Annotated in this window: 15 protein-coding genes and 1 pseudogene; 8 read left to right on the forward strand and 8 right to left on the reverse strand. The window is 60.9% G+C overall.

Annotated features, from left to right (window positions below; all coding sequences use genetic code 11):
* From OB916_RS17120 to OB916_RS14695, 3 genes and pseudogenes are all read left to right on the forward strand, one after another.
* Window positions 1-92 (forward strand): annotated as a pseudogene (locus tag OB916_RS17120) (IS6 family transposase); the annotation flags it as partial.
* Between the two features lie 56 nt (window positions 93-148).
* Window positions 149-580 (forward strand): type VII toxin-antitoxin system MntA family adenylyltransferase antitoxin, encoded by a 432-nt coding sequence (gene mntA, locus OB916_RS14690; protein ID WP_315910049.1) that lies wholly within the window; start codon window positions 149-151, stop codon window positions 578-580.
* A gap of 400 nt (window positions 581-980) precedes the next feature.
* Entirely contained in the window at window positions 981-2225 is a 1245-nt protein-coding gene (locus tag OB916_RS14695; protein WP_315910050.1) for an RNA-guided endonuclease InsQ/TnpB family protein, read from the forward strand.
* 181 nt (window positions 2226-2406) lie between these two features.
* Here OB916_RS14695 and OB916_RS14700 read toward each other — a convergent pair whose 3' ends face one another.
* Entirely contained in the window at window positions 2407-2904 is a 498-nt protein-coding gene (locus tag OB916_RS14700; RefSeq protein WP_315910051.1) for a hypothetical protein, read from the reverse strand.
* A 58-nt stretch (window positions 2905-2962) separates the two neighbouring features.
* Complete coding sequence (locus OB916_RS14705; protein WP_390884091.1) at window positions 2963-4273, reverse strand: RNA-guided endonuclease InsQ/TnpB family protein; 1311 nt, start codon at window positions 4271-4273, stop codon at window positions 2963-2965.
* A 38-nt stretch (window positions 4274-4311) separates the two neighbouring features.
* Here OB916_RS14705 and OB916_RS14710 point away from each other — a divergent pair, with 38 nt between their 5' ends.
* On the forward strand, window positions 4312-4455 hold the full coding sequence (locus OB916_RS14710) for a hypothetical protein (protein WP_159435703.1): 144 nt from the start codon (window positions 4312-4314) through the stop codon (window positions 4453-4455).
* A 177-nt stretch (window positions 4456-4632) separates the two neighbouring features.
* On the opposite strand, the gene OB916_RS14715 is transcribed toward OB916_RS14710, so the two are convergent.
* Both OB916_RS14715 and OB916_RS14720 read right to left on the reverse strand, forming a co-directional pair.
* On the reverse strand, window positions 4633-4941 hold the full coding sequence (locus OB916_RS14715) for a hypothetical protein (protein WP_315910053.1): 309 nt from the start codon (window positions 4939-4941) through the stop codon (window positions 4633-4635).
* Window positions 4942-5133: 192 nt separating this feature from the next.
* On the reverse strand, window positions 5134-5400 hold the full coding sequence (locus tag OB916_RS14720) for a hypothetical protein (RefSeq protein ID WP_315910054.1): 267 nt from the start codon (window positions 5398-5400) through the stop codon (window positions 5134-5136).
* A gap of 59 nt (window positions 5401-5459) precedes the next feature.
* On the opposite strand from OB916_RS14720, the gene OB916_RS14725 reads away from it, so the two are divergent.
* Both OB916_RS14725 and OB916_RS14730 read left to right on the forward strand, forming a co-directional pair.
* Window positions 5460-5996 carry a DUF7342 family protein gene (locus OB916_RS14725; RefSeq protein ID WP_315910055.1) on the forward strand — a complete coding sequence of 179 codons (537 nt, stop codon included), beginning with the start codon at window positions 5460-5462 and terminating at the stop codon, window positions 5994-5996.
* A gap of 430 nt (window positions 5997-6426) precedes the next feature.
* Window positions 6427-7311 carry an IS1096 element passenger TnpR family protein gene (locus OB916_RS14730; RefSeq protein ID WP_315910056.1) on the forward strand — a complete coding sequence of 295 codons (885 nt, stop codon included), beginning with the start codon at window positions 6427-6429 and terminating at the stop codon, window positions 7309-7311.
* A gap of 221 nt (window positions 7312-7532) precedes the next feature.
* On the opposite strand, the gene OB916_RS14735 is transcribed toward OB916_RS14730, so the two are convergent.
* The gene (locus OB916_RS14735) at window positions 7533-8936 is read right to left on the reverse strand and encodes an ATP-binding protein (protein WP_315910057.1); all 1404 of its coding nucleotides are present in this window, start codon (window positions 8934-8936) and stop codon (window positions 7533-7535) included.
* Window positions 8937-9307: 371 nt separating this feature from the next.
* Here OB916_RS14735 and OB916_RS14740 point away from each other — a divergent pair, with 371 nt between their 5' ends.
* Window positions 9308-10291 (forward strand): SDR family oxidoreductase, encoded by a 984-nt coding sequence (locus OB916_RS14740; RefSeq protein ID WP_315910058.1) that lies wholly within the window; start codon window positions 9308-9310, stop codon window positions 10289-10291.
* A 145-nt stretch (window positions 10292-10436) separates the two neighbouring features.
* Here the strand turns inward: OB916_RS14740 and aglF are convergent, their stop codons facing one another.
* Window positions 10437-11189 (reverse strand): UTP--glucose-1-phosphate uridylyltransferase AglF, encoded by a 753-nt coding sequence (gene aglF, locus OB916_RS14745; protein WP_315910059.1) that lies wholly within the window; start codon window positions 11187-11189, stop codon window positions 10437-10439.
* A 486-nt stretch (window positions 11190-11675) separates the two neighbouring features.
* Between aglF and aglM the strand changes: the two genes are divergently transcribed.
* Window positions 11676-12974 carry a UDP-glucose 6-dehydrogenase AglM gene (aglM, locus tag OB916_RS14750; RefSeq protein ID WP_315910060.1) on the forward strand — a complete coding sequence of 433 codons (1299 nt, stop codon included), beginning with the start codon at window positions 11676-11678 and terminating at the stop codon, window positions 12972-12974.
* A 208-nt stretch (window positions 12975-13182) separates the two neighbouring features.
* Here aglM and OB916_RS14755 read toward each other — a convergent pair whose 3' ends face one another.
* Complete coding sequence (locus tag OB916_RS14755) at window positions 13183-13701, reverse strand: hypothetical protein (RefSeq protein ID WP_315910061.1); 519 nt, start codon at window positions 13699-13701, stop codon at window positions 13183-13185.
* Window positions 13694-14335, reverse strand: a complete 642-nt coding sequence (locus OB916_RS14760) for a DUF7437 domain-containing protein (protein WP_315910062.1) — start codon at window positions 14333-14335, stop codon at window positions 13694-13696. Before OB916_RS14760 ends, OB916_RS14755 begins: the two co-directional genes overlap by 8 nt.
* Window positions 14336-14376: the final 41 nt, after the last annotated feature.

Below are 14376 nucleotides of genomic sequence, written 5' to 3' on the forward strand. Positions count from 1 at the left end.
CGTTTGCAAATAGTTTCAGCCATGTCGAGCTAGAGACAGCTGAAGAGTGGCTCGAAGCCTTCGCTGTCTATCACAACTCACGCCAAAGTTAACGCGACCCTGGCGTAGGGCCCCGTATTTATATTCGACGCTGTCGAAGAGACACGTAGTGGCTGACGAATCGAATCCGGAACGGGAGTTCCCGATCAAGCGCGTCCGTTCGACGCTCGAGGAGCATCCTGTCCGGCTCGCGATCCTGTTCGGCTCGCACGCGACGGGACGAACGCACTCGGACAGCGATGTCGACATCGCCGTCGAACTGGACGGACTCCAGCCGGGCGACGAGGGGTTTAACGAGGCGTTTTTCGGGCTGATCGCCGCCCTCACTCGGGCGCTGGGGACAGACGACGTCGATGTCGTCGACGTGCACACACTCGGCCCCGACTTTGCGGCTGCAGTCTTCGAGCACGGGACGCTGCTTCTCGGCGATGACGACCGCTTCGAGGAACTCCGCGAGCGACTGACGACCGATCGCGGTGATCGATCGCCTGCTGAACGGTTCGACGAGGCACTCCGGAAGATCGACGGACATCTTGCATGATCGTGACCATTGTAACGAGTTATTGGGACGCCCGCCGGCAGTATGAAACCGACACCGAGTGAGCAACGATCCTCCCGCGTGTGCTCCCCACCGACACTCACACCCCACTCTGTCGAGTGTTCTGCTCCGAGTACAGTTGCCTGTGACTGCCTTGAACGAGAGGATACAAAGTCCGTTACGAAACGCTCAGACGGCCGACAGAGGTGGAAGCAGGTCAGCATAAGATAGCGCGGAGCCCCCTTCCTCAACGAGCAGCGCAGAGAGACGCCTGTCTCTCAAGCACCGCAGTAGCGAGGGGAGGAGCGCGTCACGTCCCTCCACCAACACTGCTCTCAGTACGCGGCCAACTCCTAAATATATTATAAAAGAATTTAAGTGAATAGAAAACGTTGAAAAACGTATGGAGGTGCGTCGGACGCTGCCGGTCAAACTCCTCGTGGCCGACAGCGACAGGGACGCACTTCTGGAAACCATCGCCCAATACAAACACATCGCCAACAAGACTAGCGACCACTGCTGGAACGAGAACGACTACAAGCAAACTGCGAAGTACGCCGTCAAAGACGAGCTGTATCACGACCTGAAAGCAGACCACGACCTCACGGCGAATCTCGTCCAGCAAGCCATCTTCCAGGCCGTCGAAGCCGTCAAAGCAGGCGTCGAACGCCTCGAAAAGAACGAGGACACCAGCCAACCCGAGTTCACCGCCGACACCGCTCGGTACGACAAACGCGCCGCCACCTTCCACACAGACCACGTTTCGTTGTCCACCGTGGATGGACGCATCGAGGCGGACTACGTGCTGCCTGAAAACGAGACAGATACGCCGTTCGAAACGTATCTTGACGGCGAGGAGTGGGAGTTCCGCACCAGCACGCTCCACTACAAGCCGTTTGAAGACGAGTTCTGGCTCCACATCGGCTTCAAGCGAATCGAAGACGACACCGACAGCGAGCAAGCCGACGCCGATGTCCCCGAGAACAGGACAGTCCTCGGGATTGACCTCGGCGTCGAGAACCTTGCTGTCGCGTCAACCGGGCGGTTCTGGACGGGCGACGAACTCGACCATTGGCACCGTGAGTTTCAACAGCGGCGCGGTGACCTCCAGCAAACAGGCACACAGGAGGCCCACCGCACGCTCCAGCGCGTCTCGAAGCACGAGACGGCCTACTACAAGCAGTATCTCCACATCGTCGCCACCGAAATCGTCGAAGAAGCAGTGGAACACGACTGTTCAGTGATCGCGTTCGAAGACCTGACCGACATCCGCAAACGGGCGCGGGGTGCGACGTGGCATCACCGCTGGCGGTTCAACCGCTTGTATGAGTACGTCGAGTACAAGGCCAACACCTACGGGATCGACGTTGAAGAGCTGGAGCGAAGCCCGCAGGCGAAGATGGTGCCAGCCTACTACACCTCACAACGATGCAGCAGTTGTGGGTTCACCCACGAGGACAACCGCCCCACGCAAGAAACGTTTGTGTGCCAGAAGTGTGGCTACGAGAACCACGCCGACTACAACGCCGCCAAGAACGTGGCGGTGCGGTGTTGTCGGCGGCTACTCCGTCGCAACCAGAATGGGGGCGACGGAGGCGCATCCGTAAACATTGCGCTCAATGGCGGGACGATGACCGTGAACGTGTAAGCAAGGCGAGACCGACGGTCTCGCTAGCGATGCGGGCGAAGCCCGCAAAGCACCGACGCCCCTTCGACGGGGAGCCGGGCCTCTCCGTGCCACGTACTGTGGCCCGAACGGGAGTCCACGTCAAAGCCCCACCCTCAACGAGCGAACCCCTCTGTGGGTGAGCGAAGTAGGGTGGGGTAGTTTACGGGAGGAGTCTGTCCGAGAGATACTCTGCACAATCGACCGGGATTGCTTCCCATGCCGCTTGGATCGCCTGGTATCCCGTCCATCCTTCTCCGCGAAGCAGCTCACCGCAGGCCTGACAAAACTCTTCGACAGTACACTCTCCGGCATCGAGTAACAGATACAGCAGAAACGTGGGAGCAACGGCCTTTCCAGCCGTTTCTTCTGTGTCGTCGAAGACGCGATTGATTGACTGACGCCCGTGCTTGTCCATTAGAATCGCAAATCGATACAAGTCGGTGTTCTGTTCTATCTCCGTGCGTAGTGATGTCTCCCCCGCATCTTCTCCATGCGGACGAGGCACGCATGGCACGACAGCAAACGAGGCGTTCTCGTCGTTGTCGAACGGCTCGAGGGCCTTTTTTGCTCCCGGAATAGAGCCATCGCGCTCTCGTTCCTTCGGGCGCATGCTCGGAGTGCTCTCGAACGTGTCGTTCGAGTTCCTGATGACAGACATTCGTTGTCTTGACGTCCTCCCACGGCTGGCCGTGGGATTCCTCCGGTAGGGATGTTGGCTATGCCGTATCCACGGAGGCAAGTTTCCCGTCGCCGGTACTCCGGTTTGTGCGCTCCTCGTTGGGACTGGCCCTCTCGGGGGAGCGTGATAACTCCGACCAGTTATGGTCGTCCCACTTGAGGCGCACGGGCCGTGCCATCGACCTGACTTCTTTGCCAGCCTGTCGTTCGAGGAACGTCCGAGACGCGTCAAGGTCGGCGTGACCTTCGTAGCCACACGAACACTGGAACACGTCGCTGTCCCGCTCTGTATCGTCTCGCTCACCACACACCGGGCACTCTGCCGTTGTGTACGCTTCTGACTCAACTTCGACCGTGATGCCATACTCCTCAGCGGTCGTGGCGAGACGGTCGATAAACGAGCGATACGCCCAGAACTGGTGCGTTTTCTCGTTCACTCGCGCCGACCAATGTTCCGACAGCACATCGGTAAGGTCGCCCACGTACACCGTGGCAACACCCTCGTCGTAAAGTCGTTCAACGAGATCTCGGACGAGCGTGTCCTGTGCGTGGTCGCGTCGTCGCGTCCGCCTGCGGTACAGGCGTCGAATCCGGCGACTGCTGTACCGGCCCTCGCGGAGTTTGGACTGCAAGCGGGCGATCTCCTTGGTGGTTTCGCGGAAGCGGGCGAACAAATCGCGGCCCTCGTAGAGGTACTGCTGGCCGGTCGTGGTGGTACAGGCGACGAGGTTGTTTGCGCCGATGTCCAAGGCAGCCGATTCCTCGGCTAGTGGTGAATCCCGTCGAGAATCAGGCACGGTGACGGGTTGAATGGCCCTGAACGTGTCGTCCACATCGTCGGAGTACAGTTCCAACCGGCCCTGTTCGCCCTCCCATTTTGGGTCGCCAGCGACTTCGAGGCGCAGTCGATCGTGGTAGCTAAAACCGTATTCGTCTTTTAGGTCTTGTCCCACGGAGATTTCGAGGCGGCTCCGTCCGCCGGTTTCGAGGGTGTGCTGGTCGTTGCGGATGTACGTCCGTAGTTCTCGACCATCCTCCTCGTTGCCCCAGTAGCCGGGCGGGGCGGTGTCCTCGCCGTCCTCGCGGGCAGCGAAGAACGAGCGCCACGCTTCGCTGTTTTTGCGGATAACCTGTTGAGCGGTGGCGGAGCCAAGGACACCGACGTACTGCTTGCGGTAGTCGGCGGTCTCCCACACACTCTCGCCGTCGAAGAAGTTCTGGCGACGTTCGTAGTTCAGTTCGTTCCACAGGCTGGCGGAGGCGTCCAATAGGTCGCGGAGCAGTTGCTCGTCCTGCGTGGAGAGCGGGCGCACCGCGAACGTGTTGGTTCGCCTCACGACAACAGACATTTGTAGTTCTACGTCTAAATGTCTTTTGGACACAGACGATGCGACCGAACATCGACATCTCGCACACGTTGAACGGGCGTGTGAAAGACTACGCCGAACAGCAGGACGTGAGCCTCGAAGAAGCCTATCGAGAGATTATCGAAGCGGGGTTGGAAGCGGTGGAACATCCAGACGAGCCGTAGCGCGTGGACTGTCGGCCCGTGCTGTCGCTCGGACCACCCGTGAACGGATTGGCTTCCGCTCGCTACGTGTCAGATTCAGCGTCTCCGTGAGACGAGACCAGAGATGTGTGTTTGCGACAGCGATCAATGCGTCAGTATCAACGATGATCGGATGGCGTCGTTCGCTGTCCGCCATCGCTATTCCTGAAAGACCCCCGTCGTGTCAAGTTCTGCAGCTTCCTCAAAGGCCTCCCGCTCGCGTTCGATCTCCGCCAAGCCATCACCGAGCAGAATCTCTGCCACGTCTTCGGAGAGGTCTCCCTGCTTGTACTGCTGGTGAAGCGTAATTTTCTCTTCGTCCGAGAGCGCTTCTCGAAGTTTCTCCCGGAGCCCCTGCCGAGCGAGTTCACTCACGTTTATGCCTCCGAGACGCATCTGATCGACGACTTGCGTTGCTTCCTTCTCAGCTTCTCCCCGAAACTGGATTTTGTCGTTGTTCGTAGCCATCTTGACTACCGATTCGTCCCCTACGAGAATAGGTGTTATGACGCGTCATCCGTGTCATTACAGACTCCAAACGAAACGGTATGCGAGTGCCCGCCGAACAGTGTCCATCGCGATCTCCGCTTTCTTCGTGGACGCGTTCGGGAACCAGCAATACATCTATCAGGCGCGGTCCCAATCGGGCGCTGGCGTCCGCTACCGTTCAACAGCCAGGTCGTCCCGCCGTGCCGCATCCAGCAATTCGACGCGTCGCTTCAACGATTTCCACTCCGAGACAGCTTCCCAGGCGCTTTCGACCGAGTCGGCCCCATCCGTCTCGACAAGCGAGACTGTGTCCGGGTCGTCGGCGTCAAATCGCTCCTGAAAATTGGAACGGTGTCTCCCCTGCGGATCCGTCCGCTCGGAGATCGGAAACACGACGGCAGTCAATATGGAAGGGACGTCTAGCAGTCCGTTTGACACAATCGAAACGACTGGTCCTTGACCAAATATATTTACGCAGATAATGCATATATCTGCATATGTCGGACTTCGATCCGGACCCCAAAGAGACGACACTCAGTGATGAACGGGACGAGTGGGCTCGAACACAGGACACCCGGACACGGATTCGAGCGGTCGTCACGGGGCTTGCAGAGCCGGCGACAGCCGCGACAGTCGCAGAACGGGCGCACTGCTCGACGAATGCCGCCCGCAAACACCTCGGCGAATTCGTCGAACTCGGGATCGCCCGGCAACTCGACAACGACACTGGAACGCGGTACGTCCGCAATGACGCCTATTTCCGGTGGCGACGTGCCAACGACCTCGCGACGACACGGACGGTCGATCAGCTCCTCGACGATCTTCAAGAGCTCGAAGCCCAAGACGAGCAATACCAGGACACGTTTGATGCCAGCTCCCCGGACGCGGTGTCCCTGCCTGAGGGGGCTTCGCATGCCGAACTCGAAGACAGACTGCAGGCAATCGGGGAATGGCACACGGTCCGCGAATCGATCGAGCGACACAAGGAGGCACTTCGAATCGCTCGACGAGGGGACGACAAACTTACTGCGTGACGATGTCCGGCCCGTCTGCTCCGATCGATGACGCTGTACTGGAGACGATCCGCGACCGAGTTCAAACGCATTCCCTGGTCGATACTGTCACGACCGAACGCACGGGTGCGACGCTTTCGATGCTCCAACTGGCGTGTGATCTCGATCGATACCCAGCACACGTCACAGCGGTCAGACTTGAGATTCGGTGGTACACGAACGACGACTACAATTTCCACTACGTCGAGACCCACCGCGACAAGATCTGGCAGTGTCGGTGGGATCGACATCCGAACCCGCACACACAGCGGACACACTTTCACCCGCCACCCGATGCGAATTCGGCGGATGCCGTCCCGGATGACCCCACGGATCGACATCCATCAGCGATGACGACTCGCACACTCGCGAATATCCGCGATCGGATCGATGTGCTGTGGGAGGCAGGCCAATGACCGCTTACCGCTTCCGCGTCAAGTTCGAGCCCGATCCGACGTCGTTGTGGCGGGACATTGTCGTCGGCGCGGATCGAACGCTCGCCGAGTTCCAGCGGACGATCAACGCTGCGACCGGTCTCGACCAGGGTCATCTCTGGTTCGTCGGCACTGACGAGGACTACTGGAACAGCGACGTCAAATATCAGTCCCCACAGCAGTACGAAGGCGCACCCGAAACCGATCCACTGCTGGGCCCCGAGCGACTCGAGAACGCCGGCGAGGTAACGATCGGCGAGATGACGCGCCAGCTCGGCCTCGAACAGTACGACCGTATCTGCTACCTGTACGATTACGGTGACGAGTGGCGCTTTTACGCGATCCTGAAAGCGATCGATAGCGAGGAAGCAAGCGACCGGGAGCCAACGGTCGTCAACGAGAAGGGCGATCCGATCGACGACCAGTACGGATCGGCGGGGACCGACAGCAACAGCCCATCGCTTCCGGAGCCGCTTCGGTCGGTGCTTCCCGAAACTGCGGTTCCCGTCGCGGATCTTCGCAATCTCGAAGCGCGTGACGATGTCGTCCACGTTCTGGTGCTCCTCAGCTTCGAAACCGGATTCGGGGCGGTCTGTGAGCGCTTCGCGATTCAGTTCGAAGACGCGGGCTACGTCATCGAGAACTTCCAGCCGGGCTGGCAGGTCGTTGAGGAGGTCGACGGAACGGACCGGACAGAAGACCAACTCCTGGCAGCTCTGGCGGACGCCGTACGCGAGTGGCACGCCGAGATCGTGGAGATCTCCGGTGCGATGACGGGCCAGCACTTCGACGACGAGACTATCGAGTCAATGCACGTCGAACTGGAGGCGGAACTCGAGCGCAAAGGATACGACCACCTCTAGTCTCAGAGCCGAGCCTTGCTTGCGCTGCTACCGAGGAGACACGTCGTAGATGATGAATCGAACGGGAGTTCCCGATAGAGCGCGTGCGTTCGACACCCGCGGAGCATCCTGTCCGGCTCGCGATCCTGTTCGGCTCGCACGCAACGGTATGAACGCACCCAGATAGCGATGTCGACATCGCCGTCGAAGTTAATCGACTCCGGCCGGGCGGCGAATGGAGATCACCGCTGAAGCGCGCCAACCACGTCTTCGAGATCGAAGAGGGAAAGATCGTCCCGATCGGCGGCCGCTTCGCGAACCGAGCGGGCGAAGCCACTCCGGGAGTACAGCAGATACTCGATCGCCGGATCGCCACCGGTCGGGGGCGTCCACTCGACGTGTGCCGCGTCGTCTTCGAGGCGAGCAAGCACGTCGTACCCGAGCGGTTGGCTCGTGAACTTGCATTCGCCGACCAGCAGTGTCTCCCCGTTGGTCGGCGCGACGATGTCGATCTCGCGGCCCTTGTACCACCATGCCCCCGGCACAGTCCGCAGATCGTACTCCGGAACCAACACCGGGAGTGCACGCCGGCAGAGTCGTTCGAACGTGCCGCTGACGAAATCCGACAGCTCCGGCTCGACGAGATCTGTGTAGGCGTCCTCGCCGTACAGTTCGTAACGACCCGACTGCCCGTAGATAAAGCGAAACCAGAACCGAAACAGGGGGTCCCGGATCCGGTAGCGAGTCCGGCGCGTCGAGGTCGGATCGACGGTGACCGGGTGGTGGCGCTCGATCAGACCGAGCGTTTCCAGCCGATCGAAGTAGTAGCTCGTATCGCGACTCTGCAGGCCGGCGCCCTGGGCGATTTCGTTGCGAGCGCGATTGCCGCGTGCCATCGATTCGAGCAGCGCGAAGAACCGATTGACCTCGTCGAGTTCCATCTGGAGCACCGTCTCCGGTTCGTCGTGCAGCGCCCCGTCCGATTCAAGCAGCGTTTGGGTGACGTTCTCGCCGACGCTTTGCGTCCCGTCGAGTGGACGCAAGTACCTGGGAGTCCCCCCGAAAATACCGAACGTGAACACCTGCTGTTCCGGATCGTATTCCGGGACGAACGCCATAGCCGCATCGAAGGAAAGCTGTGTGAGCTCGATCCGTCCGCTGGGGGTCTGTGAGAGGCGGCCGTACAGCGGTGCGCCGCCATCGAGGACGTGTTCGTGTATCATGCCGATCGACGAGCCCGTCAGGACCAGCGTAGCGCTGCTGTCGGCCACGTCGTGATCGATGATGTGCTGAATCTCGGAGGGGAGCCCCGGCGAAGTCTCGACGAGATACGGGAACTCGTCGATCACGACGATCCCGTCGGTCTGCAAGAGATATCGCAAGAGGGAATCCCACTCCTGTTTGACGTCTTCGATGCCGGGGAACACTGTCGCTGCGTCGGTTACGAACCGATCGAGCTGTGTCGCCGGCGTCGTCTGGGTCGCCTGGTGATAGACCGCCTTGTCGCTGTTCCGGAGCGACTCAAGGACGAGTTCGGTTTTGCCGATCCGGCGACGGCCGTAGATCACCGCCAGCTCGAAGTTGTCACTCTCGTAGAAGGTCCGGAGGCGCTCAAGTTCCTTCGTGCGGTTGACGAAGGTATCCATACCCCGTCTTCCGCTCGCCCCGAATATAAGTGCTGTGATTAGTATAGTTCAATTTCGCAGAATCTGAATTCGGCGAAACTGAATTTTACAGTTTCACTTATGACTCCGCCGGAGCCGGAAGCCCAGCGCTCCTTGATAGTGGTTGCTGTAACGATTTACCGCCATGACCGCACGACTGCGTTCAACCCGGAACAGACGTACAGCAACCACTATGAGAGGCAACCGCCTTGGACAGTGGGTGAGACTGGGATTGACTGGCCTTCGTGGCTCAGGCCGGTGGAGCCGAACGCTTCCCACTTCGGCGTGAGGTGGCTCTCACGTTCGGTGGAAACACGACGCCTTTTTGCCCTCCCCCACACCCACCCACAGACATGCACGTACTCGTCACCGGTGGCGCGGGCTTCATCGGCGGGCACCTCGCCGAGCGGTTCGCCGCCGACGGTCACGACGTGGTCGTCCTGGACAACCTCGACCCGTTCTACGACCTGGACATCAAACGCCACAACATCGAGACCGCGCGCGACGCGGCCGAGACCGGCGACGGCAGTTACGAGTTCGTCGAGGGCGACGTCCGGAACGCCGAGCTCGTCTCGGACCTAGTAAGCGAAGCCGACTACGTCTACCACCAGGCAGCCCAGGCGGGCGTCCGCCCGAGCGTCGAGAACCCGCGGAAGTACGACGAGGTCAACGTCGACGGGACGCTGAACCTGCTGGACGCCTGCCGGGACAGCGGCATCGAACGGTTCGTCATGGCCTCCTCCTCGTCAGTCTACGGGGTCCCCCGGTCGCTGCCCTACGAGGAGACCCATCCGACGACGCCGGTCTCGCCCTATGGAGCTTCGAAACTGGCCGCCGAGCGCTACGCGATGGCCTACAGCGAGGTCTACGATTTGCCGGCGGTCGCGCTGCGATACTTCACGGTCTACGGGCCACGGATGCGCCCGAACATGGCCATCTCGAATTTCGTCTCCCGGTGCATGAACGACGAGCCGCCGATCGTCTACGGCGACGGCACCCAGACCCGGGACTTCACCTACATCGACGATGTCGTCGACGCGAACGTCACGCTGCTGGATACCGACGCCGCGGACGGCCAGGTGTTGAACATCGGCTCGACGGACAACATCGAGATCCGGACGCTCGCCGAGGAGATCCGCGACCAGCTCTCCCCTGATCTTGAGTTAGTCTACGAGGAGCGCCACGACGCCGACGCCGAACACACCCACGCCGACACGACCCGTGCACAGGAACTGCTGGGCTACGAGCCCTCCCACACCATTCGCGAGGGCGTCGGGAAGTTCATCGAGTGGTACCGTGACAACCGCGACTGGTACGAACCGCTCGTTCGTGGATAGCGAATCGCTTCGATACAGACTGGCGACCTGTCAGGAAGACACCGGCGACTCTCTCAGGAAGACACCGGCGACTCTCTCAGGAAGACACCGGCGACTCTCTCAGGAAGACACCGGCGACTCTCTCAGGAAGACACCGGCGACTCTCTCAGGACGAGGCAGCCGAGTCGACGTCGGCCTCCGCTTTCCCCGAGAGGCGCTGCTCGGCCTCTTCGCGGTCTTCTGGGTAGCCGACGTCGACGCGCCAGCCGTCCATGCGGATGGCGTCGATCGTCCGGCCGCTCCGGATCAGCAGGTCGACGGCCTCGCTCAACTCGTATTCCCCACGGTTCGAGGGCTGCACCAGTTTGGCAGCGTGGAAGATCGCGGGCGAGAACGTGTAGAAGCCGGTCATCACAAGGTTCGACGGCGGATCCTCTGGCTTTTCGACCACTTCGACGATCTCGCCGTAGTCGTTCGTGTCACAGACCCCGTACCGGCCGGCCTCCTCGTAGGGCACTTCCTCGACGAGAAACGCCGCGTCGGTCCGATGTTCCTGCTGGCGACGGACGACGTCCCCGAGGTTGGCCCGGAAGACGTTGTCCCCGAGCATGAGCATGAAGTCGTCGTCGATGTGCTCTTCGGCGGTCAACAGCGCGTGAGCCAGCCCCTTCTGTTCGCGCTGGTGAGTGTAGGTGATCGGGACGTCGCGGAACTCGTCGTCGTAGTGCTCGATGATGTCCTGCTTGCGATAGCCCACGACCACGACGAACTCCTCGACGTCCGTGTCGAGATCGAGCAGTTGCTCGAAACAGTGGGTCAGCAACGGTTTCCCGCTCACTTCGACCATGGCCTTGGGCGTGTCCTCGGTCAGCGGCCTGAGGCGGGTTCCCTCGCCTGCGGCCAGCACGACAGCTTTCATTGTGTCTGGGTATCTCTTTGTCCGGCCTTGAGACTTTGGGTCGCTGCCTTCTTTCGGGGCCGCGGACGGTCCGATAAGAGCCCTCTCACCGCTGGTGGCGGTATTCATAGGGATTCTCGTAGCCAGTCGGAGGGATGCCTACATCCGACCGGGCGGCAGCGTTCGATTTCACGGGTGAAATCGTTCGACGATGATCCCTCTCAGATAAGCACCGACCGAAGCGTTCCCTCCGACCGGCCAAGAAACCGAATCCTGGCGGAATGAAAGGGCGAGTCAGTTCCGGGAACCCCGACGAAGCAAGCACTGCAGGGCGTATAGCGCCCGAAGCGCGCAGCGAGTCGCGGGACCGGAACTGGCGAGGGCTTTCAGAGTGGTCTCACCTCTTTCGCGTCCATCTCTGAACACGACCCCTCACTCATCCACTCCTTTAAGACCAACACCGAACGGAAACCATCAAACCGGGGGCGAGCGAACCGACCGAATACAATGCACGTCAGCGTCGTCGGCAGCGGCTACATCGGCACGACAATCGCTGCATGGTTCGCGGAACTCGGGCACACGGTCACGAACGTCGACATCGACGAGGACGTCGTCGACGCGATCAACGCCGGCGAGGCACCGATCCACGAACCCGGACTCGATGAGTTGATCGGCGATCACGGCGGGGACACGCTCGTCGCGACCACGGACTACGCCGACGTGCGCGATACCGACGTCACGTTCCTCGCGTTGCCGACACCCTCCGAGGCCGACGGCGGGATCGACCTCGCGGCGATGAAAGCCGGCGCGGAGTCGCTCGGCGAGGCGATCGCCGAGAAGGACGACGAGCACCTGGTCGTCGTCAAGAGCACGGTCATCCCCGGCACGACCGAGGACGTCGTCACGCCGATCGTCGAAGACGCCGCCGGCAAGACCGCGGGCGAGGCGTTCCACGTCGCGATGAACCCCGAGTTCCTCCGTGAGGGGTTCGCGCTGGGCGACTTCCGCGATCCCGACAAGATCGTCTATGGCGCCGAGAGCGACGCTGCCCGAGACACACTCGATCGCGTCTACGATCCGCTGGTCGAGGCCGCCGACGGCGATCCCGCGATCGTCGAAACCGGGATCAAAGAGGCCGAGATGATCAAGTACGCCAACAACGCGTTCCTCGCGACGAAGATCAGCCTGATCAACGAGATCGGCAACGTCTGCAAGGAGTACGGCGTCGACGCCTACGAGGTGGCTGACGCGATCGCCCTCGACCACCGCATCGACGAGCACTTCCTGCGCAGCGGCGTCGGCTGGGGTGGATCGTGTTTCCCGAAGGACATGAATGCGATCAGACACGCCGCCCGCGACCGTGATTACGATCCCGTCCTGCTCGACGCGGCGGTCGCAGTCAACGACCGCCAGCCCGAGCGAATGCTCGACCTGCTCGGCGACCACGCCGATGTCGAGGGCAAGCGCGTCGCCGTGCTGGGGCTGGCGTTCAAGCCCGGGACCGACGACATCCGCTACACGCGTGCGATCCCGATCATCGAGGGGCTCCAGGACCGCGGGGCCGACGTGGTCGGCTATGACCCGGTCGCGACCGAGAACATGCGCGAGAAGTTCCCCGATATCGAGTACGCCGACAGCGCGGCCGACGCACTCGCGGATGCCCACGCCGCGATGGTCGTCACCGACTGGGACGAGTTCGCCGCCCTGAACACCGAGTTCGACGCGATGGCCGACCCGGTCGTGATCGACGGCCGGCGCGTCATCGAGCGCCGCGACGGGCTCACCTACGAGGGCCTGACCTGGTAATCTCATCTTCTTCGCGTCAAACGAACATCGATACGCGTCCGCGATTGTCGACCGTGCTCACTCGTTAGCGAGCGTAGCTGGGACGCGCGTGCAACTCCGTAGATACATTCACTTGGTAGCAGATACTACGACAGATGTCACCTACGCCCGCCGTAAACAGTAGTTGCGACTGCATATCTCAATGCATACGACCTGTTGAGGTATGTTTCTAGATCAGACGTAGGTCGTCATCGCTATCGAGAATATCGCTTCGCGTCACCACGGCTATGGCGTCCTCATGATCCTGGCGTCGAACTGCCACTCGGATCGCTGCTGCGGCCACTCTGTCGTCTGTGAGCACGAACACGTCATCGCCTCGTCGGTGGCGATATTCGATAGCCAACCCGGCCAGCACTGTGTCGGCCTTCTCGACCTCGTGTTCGTCTTTGGCGCTTCGGCGTGCGATTTCCCGCCGAACAGTGTCCATCGCAGTCACTGCCTCAGCGTGCGTCGGTGAGGGCGGATCGACGATTTCGGCCCAACCGTCGTCGACAGCGTGTTGGACTCGGTTCGCGACGTGCATCGTACTCAGTTCTTCGTGGACGCGCTCGGGAACCAGCAACACCAGATGTCGCTGCTGTGCGTACTTGCGCAACGACTGGTACTTCGAGGTTCCCGGCTCACCCACTGCGACGAAAATATTCGTATCGACGAGTACGATGTCGTCGGAGTCCGGTTCCTCACTCATTCGTCCGGTCGGACCGTGGCTGGACACGGTCGATATCGACATCGATTGCGTCGGCGATGGCAGGGAAGAGCCGATCAAAGTACGGGTCGAACTCCTGACCAGCTGCCAGCGCCGGGCGAAGCGCCTGTACGACTGCCATTCCCTCGGCCGGCGCGACGTCTAGCTTCTCGGCAACCAGTCGCTGGGTGAGCTGTCCCGCGTAGTGCTCGCCCGTCAGACGGAGCCCCCGAACGAGTCGTCCAGTGCCGTAGCGGTTCTGGAAATACTCGAGGTCGTCGTCGATTTCGGTGAGTGCAATTGCGTGAAGAACCGTCGGTGTGATCGCCAACTCGTCCTGATCGACGAATGCGAACGGTTCGGCTGTCAGTTTATGCGGCCGAGTACTCTCGTCACGCTCGACGAGCGAGAGGGTTTCGAGCCGTTCGATATCGTCGTAGGCCGTCGCCCGAGCCACGTCCAGCGTGTCGATAAGCTCTTGAACAGTCGCCGGCCCGTAATAGCAGATGTAGACGTAACTCCGAGCGAGGCGTGGTCGTTGTAGCAGCGTCGCCGCCGCGAGGAATCCGTCGAAATCATCGATAGAGGGTGCAGTTCCCTCACCAGCTATTGATATCTTCTCGGTCAGTGTCGGCATCGTAGTCTGGAATATGAAATCTACACATTTTAGATTTTCGG

It is taken from the genome of Halapricum hydrolyticum (assembly GCF_025517535.1).
Lineage (GTDB): Archaea > Halobacteriota > Halobacteria > Halobacteriales > Haloarculaceae > Halapricum > Halapricum hydrolyticum.